11 protein-coding genes are annotated in these 14,912 nt (G+C 74.1%); all 11 read left to right on the top strand.

The features are described 5' to 3' along the window. The first annotated feature begins 75 nt into the window (after positions 1 to 75). Positions 76 to 507 (top strand): division/cell wall cluster transcriptional repressor MraZ, encoded by a 432-nt coding sequence (gene mraZ / locus FHU36_RS02465; protein ID WP_185082176.1) that lies wholly within the window; start codon positions 76 to 78, stop codon positions 505 to 507. A gap of 219 nt (positions 508 to 726) precedes the next feature. Further along, the gene (gene rsmH / locus FHU36_RS02460; RefSeq protein WP_185082175.1) at positions 727 to 1,698 is read left to right on the top strand and encodes a 16S rRNA (cytosine(1402)-N(4))-methyltransferase RsmH; all 972 of its coding nucleotides are present in this window, start codon (positions 727 to 729) and stop codon (positions 1,696 to 1,698) included. Further along, positions 1,682 to 2,674: a cell division protein FtsL gene (gene ftsL, locus FHU36_RS02455; protein WP_185082174.1), complete on the top strand. Its 993-nt coding sequence runs from the start codon at positions 1,682 to 1,684 to the stop codon at positions 2,672 to 2,674. The genes rsmH and ftsL overlap by 17 nt, the downstream gene beginning before the upstream one ends. 1,172 nt (positions 2,675 to 3,846) lie before the next feature. Continuing rightward, entirely contained in the window at positions 3,847 to 5,577 is a 1,731-nt protein-coding gene (locus FHU36_RS47025; protein WP_446685845.1) for a peptidoglycan D,D-transpeptidase FtsI family protein, read from the top strand. A gap of 37 nt (positions 5,578 to 5,614) precedes the next feature. Next, on the top strand, positions 5,615 to 7,147 hold the full coding sequence (locus tag FHU36_RS02445) for a UDP-N-acetylmuramoyl-L-alanyl-D-glutamate--2,6-diaminopimelate ligase (protein WP_185084565.1): 1,533 nt from the start codon (positions 5,615 to 5,617) through the stop codon (positions 7,145 to 7,147). Further along, the gene (locus FHU36_RS02440) at positions 7,144 to 8,583 is read left to right on the top strand and encodes a UDP-N-acetylmuramoyl-tripeptide--D-alanyl-D-alanine ligase (RefSeq protein WP_185082173.1); all 1,440 of its coding nucleotides are present in this window, start codon (positions 7,144 to 7,146) and stop codon (positions 8,581 to 8,583) included. Before FHU36_RS02445 ends, FHU36_RS02440 begins: the two co-directional genes overlap by 4 nt. Next, positions 8,580 to 9,635, top strand: a complete 1,056-nt coding sequence (mraY, locus tag FHU36_RS02435; protein ID WP_185082172.1) for a phospho-N-acetylmuramoyl-pentapeptide-transferase — start codon at positions 8,580 to 8,582, stop codon at positions 9,633 to 9,635. Before FHU36_RS02440 ends, mraY begins: the two co-directional genes overlap by 4 nt. Continuing rightward, positions 9,632 to 11,005, top strand: coding sequence for a UDP-N-acetylmuramoyl-L-alanine--D-glutamate ligase (gene murD, locus FHU36_RS02430; RefSeq protein WP_185084564.1), 1,374 nt, complete (start codon positions 9,632 to 9,634; stop codon positions 11,003 to 11,005). The genes mraY and murD overlap by 4 nt, the downstream gene beginning before the upstream one ends. After that, entirely contained in the window at positions 11,002 to 12,300 is a 1,299-nt protein-coding gene (gene ftsW, locus FHU36_RS02425; RefSeq protein ID WP_185082171.1) for a putative lipid II flippase FtsW, read from the top strand. The genes murD and ftsW overlap by 4 nt, the downstream gene beginning before the upstream one ends. Positions 12,301 to 12,309: 9 nt before the next feature. Continuing rightward, entirely contained in the window at positions 12,310 to 13,383 is a 1,074-nt protein-coding gene (murG, locus tag FHU36_RS02420) for an undecaprenyldiphospho-muramoylpentapeptide beta-N-acetylglucosaminyltransferase (protein ID WP_185082170.1), read from the top strand. Then, positions 13,380 to 14,780 carry a UDP-N-acetylmuramate--L-alanine ligase gene (murC, locus tag FHU36_RS02415; RefSeq protein ID WP_185082169.1) on the top strand — a complete coding sequence of 467 codons (1,401 nt, stop codon included), beginning with the start codon at positions 13,380 to 13,382 and terminating at the stop codon, positions 14,778 to 14,780. The genes murG and murC overlap by 4 nt, the downstream gene beginning before the upstream one ends. The last annotated feature ends 132 nt before the right edge of the window (positions 14,781 to 14,912 follow it).

Raw genomic sequence — 14,912 nt, 5'->3', positions numbered from 1 at the left:
GGAGTATGGTGGTGCGCAGTGGAGGGCACGGTGCGTCAGCGCTGGGCGCTTCGCTAGGCACGGGAGGTGGGGCCGATGTTCCTCGGCACCCATCAGCCGCGCCTCGACGACAAGGGACGGCTGTTCCTGCCGGCTAAGTACCGTGAGGAGCTGGCGGAGGGTCTTGTGATCACCAAAGGCCAGGAGCGATGCCTCTACGTCTTTCCCGTGGAGGAGTTCCAGCGCATTACCGAGGCTCTCAGCACCGCCCCGGTCACCGCCAAGGCGGTGCGTGACTACAGCCGCGTCTTCTTCGCCAGCGCGTCCGACGAGACTCCCGACAAACAGGGACGCATCACGATCCCGCAGAGCCTGCGCCAGTACGCCGGCCTGCAGCGTGACTGCGTGGTCATCGGGGCCAACACCCGGCTGGAGATCTGGGACGCACAGGCCTGGGACACCTATCTCCAAGCGCAGGAGCAGGCGTTCGCCGATCTGTCGGAGGAGGTGCTGCCAGGGATCTTGTAGTAGCCACGGTCGATCCGTCGGATAAGTCGTTCGGCGAGGTCTCCACCCGCAACCACTGCCCGCCGGCTGATGCACCTTCCCCGGTGTCAGATGGAGGGCGTTCACGAAGAGGGTGCGGATGGGGACCTGGCCGGGCGGCGCCGGGTGGGGACCCAGGAAGGTCCGATCGATCGCCGGACGCGTCATCCGCGAGCAAGGACGCGAGAGGGGGGGTTGGAGATGCACGACACCACAGGCACGGGCGGTCACGTTCCGGTCATGCTCGACCGCGTACTGGAACTGCTGGCCCCGGCACTGACGGGCGCGAGCCCGGTCGTCGTCGACGCCAACCTCGGCCTCGGTGGCCACTCGGAGGCCCTGCTCGCGGCCCACCCGTCACTTCATCTCATCGGCATCGACCGCGACCCGTTCGCGATCGAGTTCTCCACGCGCAGGCTCGCGCCCTACGCCGGCCGGACCACCCTGGTGCACGCCACCTCCGACCGGCTGGCCGACGTGCTCGCCGAGGCGGGCCGTCCGGCGATCGACGGCGCTCTGTTCGACCTGGGCGTGTCCTCGCCGCAGCTCGACGAGGCCGGGCGCGGCTTCGCCTACTCCTACGACGCCCCCCTCGACATGCGGATGGACACCAGCCAGGAGCTGACCGCGGAAAAGGTCGTCAATACCTACTCCGCAGGGGACCTAACGCGCATCCTCCGCGATTACGGGGAGGAACGGTTCGCACCGCGTGTCGCGGGCTTCATTGTCAGGGAACGGGCCAAGGAGGCCATAACGTCGACTAAGCGGCTCGCGGAGATCGTTCGTGACGCGATCCCGGCCGCGACCCGGCGCACCGGGGGCAACCCCGCCAAGAGGACTTTCCAGGCGCTGCGCATCGAGGTGAACGCGGAGCTCGCCGCCCTGGAGGCGGCGCTTCCCGCGGCCCTCGACGCGCTCGCGCTCGGTGGGCGAGTCGTCGTGCTTTCCTACCACTCCCTCGAGGACCGGCTGACCAAGCAGGTCCTCACGGCGCGAACCAAGGACACCAGCCCGCCCGGGCTGCCCGTCCCGCTGCCGGCTCACCAGCCGCGGTTCCGCCTGCTGACGAGGGGAGCCGAGCTCCCGAGCGAAGAGGAGGTGGCCCGTAACCCGCGGGCCGCCTCGGCCCGGCTACGGGCGGCAGAGAGGATCCGTGTTGACCACCACGACTGAGCAGGAGACCGGGCGGGACACGCCCGCCCGCGGCGGCCTGCCCAAGACCGGTCTCAAGCCCGGGCCCGGCGGCGGCGGGACCAAGCCCGGCCCCGCGGCCACGCCCCGGACCGGCCGGCGCCGGCCCGCCGCGCCGCACCAGGCCACGCCCAACCCGGTCACCGGCCCCGCCCCGGAGTCCACCGCGCGTCCCGCCCCTGAGGCCGGCGCCCGCCCCGCGCCGGGCACGCGCCCCACCTCGGTCTCCGGCTCGCGCACCGCGTCCGGCACGCGCACCGCGTCCGGCACGCGTTCCGCATCCGGTTCGCGGACAGCACCGGAGTCGGGCACGCCCGCGGCGTCGGGCAGGCGCACCCCTTCCGGCACGCGTCCCGCGTCGGGTTCCGGCACGCGTCCGGCCCAGAAGCCGGACACGCGTCCCGCGCAGGGGCCCGGAACGGGCGCCGGGTCGCGTCCCGTGCCGCCGCCGCGACCGGCCGCCGACACCGCCGCCCGCGGCGGGACCGGTGCCGCGCGGGTGCGCGCCACCCGTCCGGCGGCCCAGCGCCGTCCCGCGCGGCGGCGTCAGCGGGCGCCGTTCGTGCTGCTCGTCGTCGGCCTGCTGTGCGGCGGCCTGATGAGCCTGCTGCTGCTCAACACCGTGCTCGCGCGCGACTCGATCACCGCGGGCGAGCTGCGCGAGGACATCGCCAACGCGCACCGGCACAACGAGTACCTGCGCCAGGAGAACGAGCGGGCCACGCAGCCCGACGCCATCGCCACGCAGGCCGAGCAGCAGGGCCTGACCCGTGACACGGGCATCAACCCGTTGCCCCTGAACGACGACGCGCCGCTGCCCGGCTCGGCCGCCGAGCCCCGCGCGGAATCCGGCACCGAGTCCGGCACGTCGGGCGGCACCGAGTCCGGCACAGAGACCGGCACGGCCGCGACCACGGAGTCCGGCACGGAGTCCGGTTCGGTGGGCCGGACGCGGTGAGGGAGACAGGCGGCAGGGGCCCGGGGCCCGGCCGCGGCGCTGGCGGCGCCGGCTCTCAAGGAGGGGCCGGCGCCGTTCGTCGTCGGCCGGGCGGTCCCGGGCGGCAGGGCGGTTCGGCACGCTCGGAGGGCACGGGCCGGCCGCCGTCCGAGGAGCGGCGCGACCCCCGCAATCCGAGGAAACAGCCCGACCCGTTCGACCTGCCCTTCGGCAGCGGCCCCGCGGCCGACGCCCAGCGCCTCCGGCCGTCCCAGGGCGGGCGCCGGAGCCCGGACGAGGACGACGAGCCACGCGCGGCCGGCGGCCGGCGGCCCGGCGCCGGCGACGAGCCGCCAGGTGCGTCCGGGCGGCGGCCCCGCTCGGGAGACGACGACGCGCAGGGTTCCTCCGGCGGGCGCCCGCGCCAGGACGGCCCCGAGGGCGCCCGCAGGGGCGGCGAGGCGGGCCGGCCGGGGGCGCGCACCCCGCAGACGCGCGACGAGCGCGCCCGTGGCCGGGTCAGGCAGGACGACGCCCCGGGCCGCACCAGGGACGGGCGTTCCCGGCAGGGCGACGACGGCGGCCCGCGCGGGCTGCCCAGGATCGACGACGCCGGGCCGCGCGGGCGCTCCCGGCAGGAGAGCGGCGACGGCTCCCGCGGTCGTGCAGGCCGGGACGGACGAGGCCGCGAGGACGGGCACGACCGCGGGCGCGAGCGTGCCCTGCGCGAGGACGCCGACGGCCCGCGCGCCCGCGCCCGCCAGGGCGAGGCACGATCCCGCACCCGCGCCACGCACCCCGACGACGCGCCGGAGCGCGCGGACGGCGCCCGCGACGGTGCTTCGGGCCGGTCCCGTGACAGCCGCCTGCGGTCGGAAGGCGCCTCGGGCCGGCCCCGTGACGGCCGCGCGCGGCCGGACGACGAGGCCGGGCGGTCCCGCGGCACGCGCACCAGGCCCGGCGACGGACGGGCCGGCGACGGGCGGGCCCGATCGGACGACGCCCGCGCCGGGCGGGCCCGCTCCGACGACCCCCTCGGCCGGGAGAGGCGGGCGCAGGACGGTGCCCGCCGCGGCTGGAACGCCTGGCGCGCGTGGGCGGGCGGCGACGAGCGTCGGCCGGGGCGCGGCGGCGACGGCCTCCGGCCGCCCCGCAGGCCCCCGGCGCCCCCGCGCCCGCCCAAGCCGCCGCTCGTGCTGCGCCTCGGCAACCCCCGTCGGCGCATCAACATCGGCCTGATCGGCATGACCTTCATCCTGTCGATCTTCGCCGGGCGGCTCATCCAGATGCAGGGCCTCGATTCCAAGGTCTACGAGGCGGCCGCCGCGGGGCAGCGCCTGCAGAAGGAGGTCATCCCGGCCAAGCGCGGCACGATCACCGACGCCGGCGGCCACGACCTGGCCGTGACCGTCGAGGCGCGCGAGATCGCCGTCGACCCCAGCAAGGTGCCCGCGGACGTCCGCCCCAAGGTCGCGGCGATCCTGGCCAGGCACCTCGGCAAGTCCGAGGCGGAGATGACCGCCAAGCTCGCCAGGGTCGACACCCGCTACCAGCTCCTGGCCCGGGACGTGGACCCGGTCGTGGCCGGCCGCCTGCTGAAGGCCGGCGTGCCCGCGCTGACCGAGAAGAGGACCTACCGGCGTCTCTACCCGGCGGGCGACCTGGCCGGCAGCCTCGTCGGGTTCGTCGGCGACGAGGGCAAGGGCCTCGGCGGCATCGAGGCCGCCAAGAACTCCCTGCTGGCCGGCCGCGACGGCGAGCTGCGTGCCGAGACCGGCCGCGACGGGCAGCGCATCCCCATGACCAGCAGCCAGCGCACGGCCCCCGTCGACGGCCGCGACGTGCGGCTGACCATCGACCGCGACATCCAGTGGGCCGCCCAGCGCACCCTCGCCGAGCAGGTCGACAAGTCGGGCGCGAGCAGCGGCACCGTCATCGTCATGGACGTCCGCACCGCCCAGATCCTCGCCATGGCCAACGCCCCCGAGCTGGACCTGGACAACTGGCGCCAGTCGTCCCCCAGCCTGTACGTCAACCGGGCCGCCTCCGACGTGTTCGAGCCCGGGAGCACCAACAAGGTGATCACCGCGGCGGCGGCCCTGGAGGCGGGCGCGGTCACGCCCGGCACGGTCTTCCAGGTCAAGGACAACATCAAGTGCGCCGACCGGGTGCTGCGCGACGCGCACGCGCATCCGGCTCAGGCCATGACGTTCCAGGAGGCGATGGCCCAGTCCAGCAACGTCGCCACCATCATGGCCGCCCGCAAGATCGGCGACCAGCGCCTCTACGACATGCTCAGGGCGTTCGGCTTCGGCAGCCGGCCGGGCGGCGGCGTGCCCGGCGCCGGCGCGGGCCTGCTGCCCGATCACAAGAACTGGTCGGGCAGCCAGAGCTGCACGGTCGCCTACGGCCAGGGCGTGTCGGTGACCGCGTTGCAGATGGCCAGCGTCTACCAGACCATCGCCAACGGCGGCGTCAAGGTGGAGCCCCAGATCGTGGCCGGCACCACCGACCCGAGCGGCAGGTTCGTCGCCGCGCCTCCCGGTAAGCAGACCAGGGTGGTGAGCGAGAAGACCGCCAAGGAGATCACGACCATGCTCGAGGCCGCGGTGAGCGCCCAGGGCACCGGCGAGCTGGCCGCCATCCCGGGTTACCGGGTCGCGGGCAAGACCGGCACAGCCGACCGCTACGATCAGCAACTAGGCCGCTACGACGGCTACACGGCCTCCTTCGCGGGCTTCAGCCCCGCCGACGCGCCCCGGCTGGTGGTGCTGTCGGTGCTGCAGAACCCGAAGAACGGTCATTTCGGCGGGCAGGTCGCCGCGCCCGTGTTCAAGGATGTGATGACGTTCGCCATCAAGAGCGAGAAGATCCCGCCGACCGGTTCGGCCGCGCTTCCAGCGCGGACACGCGCGGGACAGTGACAGGGAAAGGTACGCTGCCGCCGTGCGTCCCCCGTCCATGCGTCCCACGACCACCCCGCCCCGTCCGCTGACGGGGCTCGCGACCATGCTCGACGCCGAGCCGGGCTCGGCCAGGTCGCCCCACGCCGCGCTGACCGGCGTCACCATCGACTCCCGCCAGGTCACGCGCGGAGACCTCTACGTGGCCGTGCGCGGCCAGCAGGTGCACGGCGCGAGCTTCGCGCGCGAGGCGCTGTCGCGCGGCGCCGTCGCCGTGCTCACCGACCCCGCCGGCCGCGAGGAGGCGGCCGCGACCGGGCTGCCGGTGCTGGTCGTGCCCGACCCGCGCGCCCTCCTCGGGCAGGTCGCCTCCTGGGTGTACGGCCAGCCGGCGCACGACGTCCAGGTGCTCGGTGTCACCGGCACCAGCGGCAAGTCGACCACCACGTTCCTGCTGGAGGCGGGCCTGCGCGCGGCCGGGCACACGGCGGGCGTGGTCGGCGGCGTCGAGATCCGCGTGGGCGACGACCGCTTCCCGGCCCGGCTGACGACGCCCGAGGCGTCGGACCTGCACGGCCTGTTCGCTCTCATGCGCGAGCGCGGCGTGACCGCCGCCGCCATGGAGGTCTCCAGCCACGCCCTGGCGCTCGGCCGGGTCGATGGCGTCTTCTACGACGTGGCCCTGTTCACCAACCTGTCGCAGGACCACCTCGACTTCCACAAGGACCTCGACGACTACTTCGCGACCAAGGCGCGGCTGTTCCAGCCGGAGATGAGCCGCGTGGGCGTGACCAACTTCGACGACCCGTACGGCCGCGAGCTGCTGTCGCGGGCCAAGGTGCCGATGACCACCTTCTCCGCGCTGGGCGATCCGGCGGCCGACTGGCGGGCGCTCGACACCCGGCTGGGCGCCGACGGCAGCACCTTCCGCGTGGTCGGCCCCGGCGGGGTCGAGGCCGACGCGCAGATCGCGCTGCCCGGCCCGTTCAACGTCGCCAACGCGCTCGGCGCGGTCGTCACGCTGGTCGAGGCCGGGGTGACGCTGCAGACGGCCGTCCACGGCATCGCCTCCCTGACCGGCGTGCCCGGCCGGATGGAGCGGGTGACCGGGCCCGGCGAGGACTTCCAGGCCGTCGTCGACTACTCCCACAAGCCGGGCGCGGTCGAGTCGGTGCTGCGCTCACTGCGCGAGGTGACAGCGGGGAGCCTCACCGTCGTGCTGGGCTGCGGCGGCGACCGCGACACCGGCAAACGCCCGCTGATGGGCGAGGCCGCGGCGCGGCTGGCCGATGTGGCGATTTTCACCAGCGACAATCCACGCTCCGAGGACCCGCTGTCCATCCTGGCCGCGATGATGGAGGGAGCGCTCCGCGTTCCGCAGCACGACCGCGCTCATGTGATCATTGAGCCTGACCGCGCGGCCGCGATCGACCTGGCGATCGGCCGGGCCGAGCGCGGCGACGTGGTGGTCGTGGCAGGCAAGGGCCACGAGCAGGGCCAGTACATCTCAGGCGAAGTGATCCCCTTCGACGACCGTGAGGTCGTCGCCGAGGCGATCGCCGCACGCAAGGAAAGCAGGAAGCACGCATGATCCCGTTGCCTCTGGCCAGGATCGCCGAGATCACCTCGGGCGCCCTGTCAGGCATGGCCGACCCCCGGGCGGTGGTCCGCGGTCCCGTCGTGATCGACTCGCGCGACGTCCGGCCGGGATCCCTGTTCGTCGCCTTCAAGGGCGCGCGGGTGGACGGCCACGACTACGCCGCCCAGGCGATCCGGGCCGGAGCCGTCGCGGTGCTGGCGAGCCGGCCGGTCGAGGCGCCCGCGGTGATCGTGCCCGACGCGGCCGCCGCGCTCGCCGGCCTGGCCACGGTGCAGGCCGCCGCGCTGCCGGACGCCACCGTGATCGGCGTGACCGGATCGGCCGGCAAGACCACCACCAAGGACCTGCTGGCCAGGATCACGGCGCGCATCGGCCCGACCATCGCGCCGGTCGGCTCGTTCAACAACGAGATCGGCCACCCGCTGACCGTGCTCAGGGCCGACCTCGACACCCGTTTCATGGTGCTGGAGCTCAGCGCGCGCAACATCGGCCACATCGAGGCGCTGACCCGCATCGCGCCGCCGCGCATCGGCGTCGTCCTCAACGTCGGCACCGCCCACCTCGGCGTGTTCGGCGGCAAGGAGGCCATCGCGCGGGCCAAGGGCGAGCTGGTCGAGTCGCTGCCCGCCGACGGGGTCGCCGTGCTCAACGCCGACGACCCGCTCGTGCGGGCGATGGCCTCGCGCACCGCCGCCCGCGTCACCCTGTACGGGCTCGGCGAGGACGCCGCCATCCGCGCCGAGGGCGTGACCGTGGACGAGCGCGGACGCGCCTCCTTCACGCTGTACACCCCCTCCGGCGCCGCCCCGGTCAAGCTGAAGCTGTACGGCGCCCCGGCCGTCGCCAACTCCCTGGCCGCCGCGGCCGCCGCCTACGAGCTGGGCCTGCCCGTCGCCACCATCGCCGAGGAGCTGTCGGAGGCCACCCCGCGCAGCCGGTGGCGCATGGAGGTGACCGACCGGCCCGACGGCGTCACGGTCGTCAACGACGCCTACAACGCCAACCCCGACTCGATGCGGGCCGCGTTCGAGGCGCTGGGGGCGCTCGGCAAGGGACGGCGGCGCTTCGCCGTCATCGCCGCCCTGCGCGAGCTGGGCGAGGACGGCGCGGCGCTCAACGAGGAGCTGGGCCGCCTGGCGGGCGGCTCGGGCCTGGCCGGTCTCGTCGTCGCCGGTCCCGACGCGGGCCCGGTCCTGGAGGGGGCCGCCGCGGCCACCGGGGCTCCGCCCGCCATCTCGCCGGACATTTCCGATTTGTCGCCCGGGAACGGTGAGGCACTCCCGATCGTCCACGTCCCCGACGCGCAGGCCGCCGCGGCCCAGATCGGCGCCTGGCTCCGGCCCGGCGACGTCGTGCTCGTCAAGGGCCCGCGGGCGATGGGTCTCGAGAGAACGGCCGAGCTGCTGCTCGGGGGTGCCCCCCAGTGACCGACATCATCATCGCCGGCGCGGTGGGGCTCATCCTGTCGATGCTCGGCACGCCCCTGGCCATCCGGCTGTTCTCCCGGCGGGGCTACGGCCAGGAGATCCGCGAGGAGGGCCCGTCCGGCCACTACGACAAGCGCGGCACCCCCACCATGGGCGGCACCGTCATCGTGCTGGCCTCCCTGCTCGCCTACGGCGGCTCCCGCGCGGCCACGCTCACCCCACCGACCGTCTCCGGGCTGCTCGTGCTGTTCCTGATGACCGGGCTCGGCGCGGTCGGCTTCCTCGACGACTTCATCAAGATCTACAAGCAGCGCAGCCTCGGCCTGCGCAGCGGCGCCAAGGCGCTCGGCCAGCTCGTCGTCGGCGCGGTCTTCGCCGTGATGGTCACCCAGCATGCCAACGTCTACGGCATCACCCCCGCCGAGCCCAGACTGTCCTTCCTGCGCGACTTCGGGCCGTCGATCGGCCTCATCGGGTTCACCATCTGGGTCCTGATCATGATCGTCGGCTTCTCCAACGCCGTGAACCTCACCGACGGCCTCGACGGCCTGGCCAGCGGCGCCACCGGCGTCGTGCTCGCCGCGTACGTGCTGATCGGCAACTGGCAGCTGCGCAACAACTGCATCGACCAGCTCGGCCCCAACTGCTACTGGGTGCGCGACCCGCTCGACCTCGCCGTGGTGGCAGCGGCCGTGCTCGGAGCCCTGATCGGGTTCCTGTGGTGGAACGCCCCGCCCGCCCGGATCTTCATGGGCGACACCGGCTCGCTGGCCCTCGGCGGCGTGCTGGCGGGCCTGGCCATCGCCACCCGCACCCAGCTCCTGCTGATCATTCTGGCCGGCCTCTGCGTGATCATCACGCTGTCGGTCATCATCCAGGTCGGCTTCTTCAAGATGACCGGCAAACGGGTCTTCCGGATGGCGCCGCTGCAGCACCACTTCGAGCTCAAGGGCTGGGCCGAGACCACGATCGTGGTCCGCTTCTGGCTGATCGCGATGCTCTGCTCCGCGCTCGGGCTCGGGCTGTTCTACGTCGAGTGGATGCCGAGATGACCTCGCCGGGCCGCACCTGCGTCGCCGGGCTCGGCGTGTCCGGCACCGCCGTGGCGCGGGCGCTCGCCGGGCGTGGCGAGCGCGTCGTGGTGGTGGAGGCCGTCGAGGGCGACCGGCAGCGCGAGGCCGCCGCCGAGCTGGCCCGCCAGGACGTCGAGGTGCGTTTCGGGCCGATGGAGCTGCCCGAGGGCGTCACCCGCCTCGTCACCACCGGCTGGGCGCCGCACCACCCGCTCATCGCCGACGCCCTCGCCGCGGGCGTCGAGGTGGTCGGCGAGGTGGAGCTGGCCTGGCGGCTGCGGCCCGCCCACGCCGCCCCCTGGCTGGCCCTGACCGGCACCAACGGCAAGACCACGGCCGTGCGCATGCTCACCGCCATCCTGCGGGCCGCCGGCCGCGAGGCGCTCGCCGTGGGCAACGTGGGCGTCCCGGTCATCCAGGCGGTGACGGAGCCCTACGACGTGCTCGCCGTCGAGCTGTCGAGCTTCCAGCTCCACTGGTCGAGCAGCCTGGCCCCGCACGCCGCGGCGATACTCAACGTGGCGCCCGACCACCTCGACTGGCACGGCTCCATGGAGGCCTACGCCGAGGCCAAGGGCCGCATCTACGAACGCGCCGGCACCGTCGTGCACAACGCCGACGACCCTGAGGCCACCCGCCTGGCCGAGCCCTACGCCGGAGCCGTCGGCTTCACGCTCGGCGTCCCCCGGCCCGGCCAGCTCGGCGTGGTCGAGGACCTCCTCGTCGACCGGGCGTTCGTCGCCGACCCCGTCGAGGCGGCCGAGGAGCTGGCGACCCTGGCCGACGTGCGCCCCCTCGCGCCCCACAACGTGGCCAACGCCCTGGCCGCCGCCGCGCTCGCCCGCTCCCTGGGCGTGCCCGCCTCCGCCGTACGGCAGGGGCTGCGCGACTTCACACCCGACCCGCACCGCCTGGCCCACGTCGAGCGGATCGGCGAGGTCGACTACGTCGACGACTCCAAGGCCACCAACCCGCACGCGGCCGCCGCCGCGCTGTCGGCCTACCGCTCGATCGTGTGGATCGCCGGGGGCCAGCTCAAGGGCGCCGACGTGGACGACCTGGTGCGCCGGGCCGCCCCCAGGCTGCGCGGCGCGGTGCTCCTCGGCGCGGACCGCGCCGCGATCGCCGAAGCACTCGCGCGACACGCCCCGAATGTCCCCGTCGTCGACATCTCCGGCCAAGACACTGGAGTGATGAACCGAGTCGTCTCCGAAGCCGCCCGCCTGGCCTCGCCGGGGGACACCGTGCTGCTCTCCCCGGCGAGCGCGTCGCTCGACATGTTCGCCGGCTACCCGGCCCGGGGGGAGGCGTTCGCCCGAGCCGTCCGCGAGCTGAAGGCGGCCCCGTGAGCAGCGCCGGGGGCGCGACCGCCGAGGACACCCCGCGCCGCGGCCCCGTCGAGGGCCCCACCGGCTGGGCCCGCGAGCAGCTCGGCACGCTCAAGGAGCTCCTCGCCAAGCCGCTCACCACCTACTACCTGATCCTCGGGTGCAGCGGGCTGCTGCTGGCCCTCGGGCTGATGATGGTGCTGTCCGCCTCCAGCATCGAGTCGATGCAGAAGACCGGCAGCCCCTACTCGTGGTTCATCAAGCAGTCGCTGTCGGCCGCGGTCGGCGTGCTGGTCATGTGGGCCTGCGCGCGGCTGCCGCACAAGTTCTTCCGCTGGGCCGGCTACCCGCTGATGGCGCTGTCGATCATCGCGCTGGTCATGGTGCTGTTCATCGGCTCCTCCGAGCTGGGCGCCCAGCGGTGGATCTACCTGCCGGGCGGGCTGACGATCCAGCCGTCGGAGCCCGCCAAACTCGGCCTCGCCCTGTGGGGGGCCGACCTGCTCGCGCGGCGGGCGCGCCAGGGCCGCATCGAGTGGCGCCACATGCTCATCCCGCTCATGCCCGGCACGGCGATCCTGGCCGTCATGGTCATGCTCGGCCGCGACCTCGGCACCACTCTCGTGCTCTTCATGATCTTCCTGGCGCTGCTGTGGGTGGTGGGCGCGCCGATCCGGCTGTTCGGCGGTATCCTGGCGCTCGCCGTGCTCGCCGCCGTCATCATGATCAGGGTCGAGCCGTACCGCATGGCCCGCGTCGGCGCGCTGCTCGACCCGTGGGCCGACGCGCAGGGCGCCGGCTACCAGGCCGTGCAGGGCCAGATCGCGATGGGCTCCGGCGGCTGGTTCGGCCTCGGCCTGGGCAGCAGCCGGGCCAAGTGGAACTGGCTGCCGCACGGCGAGAGCGACTTCATCTTCGCCATCCTCGGCGAGGAACTGGGCCTCATGGGCACCCTGGTCGTGGTGGCGCTGTTCGGGCTGCTCGGTTACGCGGGGTTGCGCGTCGCCACGCGGGTCAACGACCCGTTCGTCCGCCTGGCCGCCGCCGCCGTGGTCGCCTGGATCGCCGGACAGGCCGTCGTCAACATGGGCGCCGTGCTCGGCGTCCTGCCGATCACCGGCATCCCGCTGCCCCTGGTGTCGTACGGCGGCTCGGCGCTGCTGCCGACCCTGGCGGCGCTCGGGATGCTCCTGTCCTTCGCCAAGAGGGAGCCGGGTGCACGCGAAGCTCTGGCCGCACGCGGCCCCGGGCCGGCCCTACGGGCCCTAAGCTGGCTTGGCCTGGGAGGAATGACCAGAGGCAGAGCGAGACGTTAGGGAGTGGACATGAGGGTGGTCCTCGCCGGGGGAGGGACGGCCGGCCACATCGAGCCGGCGCTCGCCCTTGCCGACGCGCTGCGCCATCTCGACCCGAGCATCGGCATCACCTGCGTCGGCACCGAGCGCGGGCTGGAGACCGGTCTCGTCCCGGCCAGAGGCTACGACCTGGAATTGGTGCCGGCCGTGCCGCTGCCCCGAGCCCTCACCCCGCAGCTGCTGACCATGCCCGGCCGGCTCGCCGTGGCGGTCAACGCCGTGGCCGCCGTCCTCGACCGGGTCCGCGCCGACGTCCTGGTCGGGTTCGGCGGCTACGTGGCGACCCCCGCCTACCTCGCGGCCAAGCGCCGCGGCCTGCCGATCGTCGTCCACGAGGCCAACCCGCGCCCGGGCCTGGCCAACCGGCTCGGCGCCAAGCTCACCGACCACGTCTTCGCCGGTTTCCCCGACGCGGCGTTCAGGGGCGACTACATCGGCACCCCGCTGCGCCGCGAGATCGTCACCCTCGACCGGCTGTCCACCGGCGACAAGGCCCGTTCCTGGTTCGGGCTGGAGAACGACCGGCCGACCCTGCTCGTCTTCGGCGGCTCTCGCGGCGCCCGGTCGATCAACCAGGCCGCCCTGGCCGCCGCGCCCGCGCTGCGCGCGGCAGGCGTCCAGGTGCTGCACGTGCTCGGGCCGGGCAACTCCGCCGAGCGGGAGCCGCCACCCGGCGATCCCCAGTACGTCCTGCTGCCGTACGTCGACCGCATGGACCTCGCCTACGCGGCGGCCGACCTGGCGCTGTGCCGCAGCGGCGCGCTCACCTGCGCCGAGATGACCGCCGTCGGCCTGCCCGGCGCGTACGTGCCGCTGCCGCACGGCAACGGCGAGCAGCGGATCAACGCCGAGCGCATCGTCGCGGGCGGCGGCGGCCTGGTGGGCGACGACGCCGAGCTGTCACCCGATTGGATCATCCGTAACGTGCTGCCCATCCTGCGCGACCCCGAGCGGGTCGCCGTCATGTCCGAGGCCGCCTCCCGGCTGGGGCGCAAGGACGCCGATATCATGCTGGCAAGGAAAGTCTTGGAGATAGCCCGATGAGTCTGGTCAAGCTGGTCGATCCCGTCTCCGCCGAGGACCTGGGGCGGGTGCACTTCATCGGCATCGGCGGCGCCGGCATGTCGGGCATCGCGCGCATCCTGCTCAAGCGGGGCGTACGCGTCTCCGGCAGCGACGCCCGCGGCAGCGACCTGCTCAACGAGTTGCGCCGGCTGGGCGCGACCGTGCACATCGGCCACGCCGCCTCCCACGTCAAGAACGCCGACACCGTGGTCGTCTCCACCGCGATCCGCGACTCCAACCCCGAGCTGGGCGAGGCGCTCAGGCAGGGGCTGCGGGTCATCCCGCGCGCCGCCGCCCTCGCCTCCGTGATGGCCGGCCGCACCGCCGTCGCCATCGCCGGCACCCACGGCAAGACCACGACCACCTCCATGCTGACCGTGGCGCTGCAGAAGTGCGGCGCCGACCCGTCCTACTGCGTGGGCGGCCAGCTCGTCACCACCGGGCTCGGTGCCGACGAGGGCTCCGGCCAGGTCTTCGTGGCCGAGGCCGACGAGAGCGACGGGTCGTTCCTCATGCTCGCGCCCGACATCGCCGTGGTCACCAACGTCGAGGCCGACCACCTCGACAACTACGGCGACCCGCGGGCCGTCCACGACACCTTCGCCCGCTTCGCCGACCGCGTCGGGTCGGTGCTCATCGCCTGCGCAGACGACCCCGGCGCCGTCGAACTGGCCGAGATCGCGCGCTCGCGCGGCATCCGGGTGCGCACCTACGGCGCCGCGGGCGAGGTCCGGGTCACCGACGTGCGGCCCGACGGCTTCGGCACCACGTTCACCGTCGAGGGCCGCGGCGACGTCAGGCTGGCCGTTCCCGGGGCTCACAACGCCCTCAACGCCACCGCGGTGATCGCCGTGGCCGACGAGCTGGGGCTGCCCTTCGAGGAGATCAGGGACGGTCTGGCGGCCTTCACGGGGGCCAAGCGGCGCTTCGAGGCCAAGGGCGAGGCCGGCGGGGTCGCCGTCTTCGACAGCTACGCCCACCACCCCACCGAGCTGGCCGCCGACCTGCGGGCCGCGCGCGACGTGGTGGCCTCCTTCTCCGGCACCGGCCGGGTCATCGCGATCTTCCAGCCTCACCTCTACTCGCGCACCAGGTTCTTCGCCGACGAGTTCGGCGCGGCGCTCGGGCTGGCCGACGAGGCCGTCGTACTCGACGTCTACGGCGCCCGTGAGGACCCGGAGCCGGGGGTGTCCGGCGCGATGGTCGCCGAGCGGGTGCCGCTGCCGGCCGAGCGGGTGGCGTACGCGCCCGACCGCGCCGCGGTGCCGGCGCTGGCGGCCGCGCGGGCGCGGCCGGGCGACATCGTGCTCACCATGGGCGCCGGCGACGTCACCGAGCTGGGCTCGCAGATCCTGGCCGAACTCTCCGCCCACTGACCGGCCCGACCGGTTCCACGGGCCGAGGGCTCGAAGTGCCGCACCGGCGCGACCACCCCGACCCGCCCGCGCGCGGCGCGGGCGGTGGAGGGTGGAGGCGGCGTAGGGTCGGTGGCACGATCATGTCCGGCG

Origin of the sequence: Nonomuraea muscovyensis (assembly GCF_014207745.1) — a bacterium.
In the GTDB taxonomy this organism is placed as follows: domain Bacteria; phylum Actinomycetota; class Actinomycetes; order Streptosporangiales; family Streptosporangiaceae; genus Nonomuraea; species Nonomuraea muscovyensis.
This window is presented reverse-complemented; position numbering and strand designations above follow the sequence as displayed.

What these genes read in the sequence shown, in the direction of transcription:
- mraZ (WP_185082176.1), top strand. Translation starts at nt 76, where the DNA reads ATGTTCCTCGGCACCCATCAGCCGCGCCTCGACGACAAGGGACGGCTG.
- murC (WP_185082169.1), top strand. Translation starts at nt 13,380, where the DNA reads ATGAGTCTGGTCAAGCTGGTCGATCCCGTCTCCGCCGAGGACCTGGGG.
- rsmH (WP_185082175.1), top strand. Translation starts at nt 727, where the DNA reads ATGCACGACACCACAGGCACGGGCGGTCACGTTCCGGTCATGCTCGAC.
- murG (WP_185082170.1), top strand. Translation starts at nt 12,310, where the DNA reads ATGAGGGTGGTCCTCGCCGGGGGAGGGACGGCCGGCCACATCGAGCCG.
- murD (WP_185084564.1), top strand. Translation starts at nt 9,632, where the DNA reads ATGACCTCGCCGGGCCGCACCTGCGTCGCCGGGCTCGGCGTGTCCGGC.
- FHU36_RS02440 (WP_185082173.1), top strand. Translation starts at nt 7,144, where the DNA reads ATGATCCCGTTGCCTCTGGCCAGGATCGCCGAGATCACCTCGGGCGCC.
- FHU36_RS02445 (WP_185084565.1), top strand. Translation starts at nt 5,615, where the DNA reads ATGCGTCCCACGACCACCCCGCCCCGTCCGCTGACGGGGCTCGCGACC.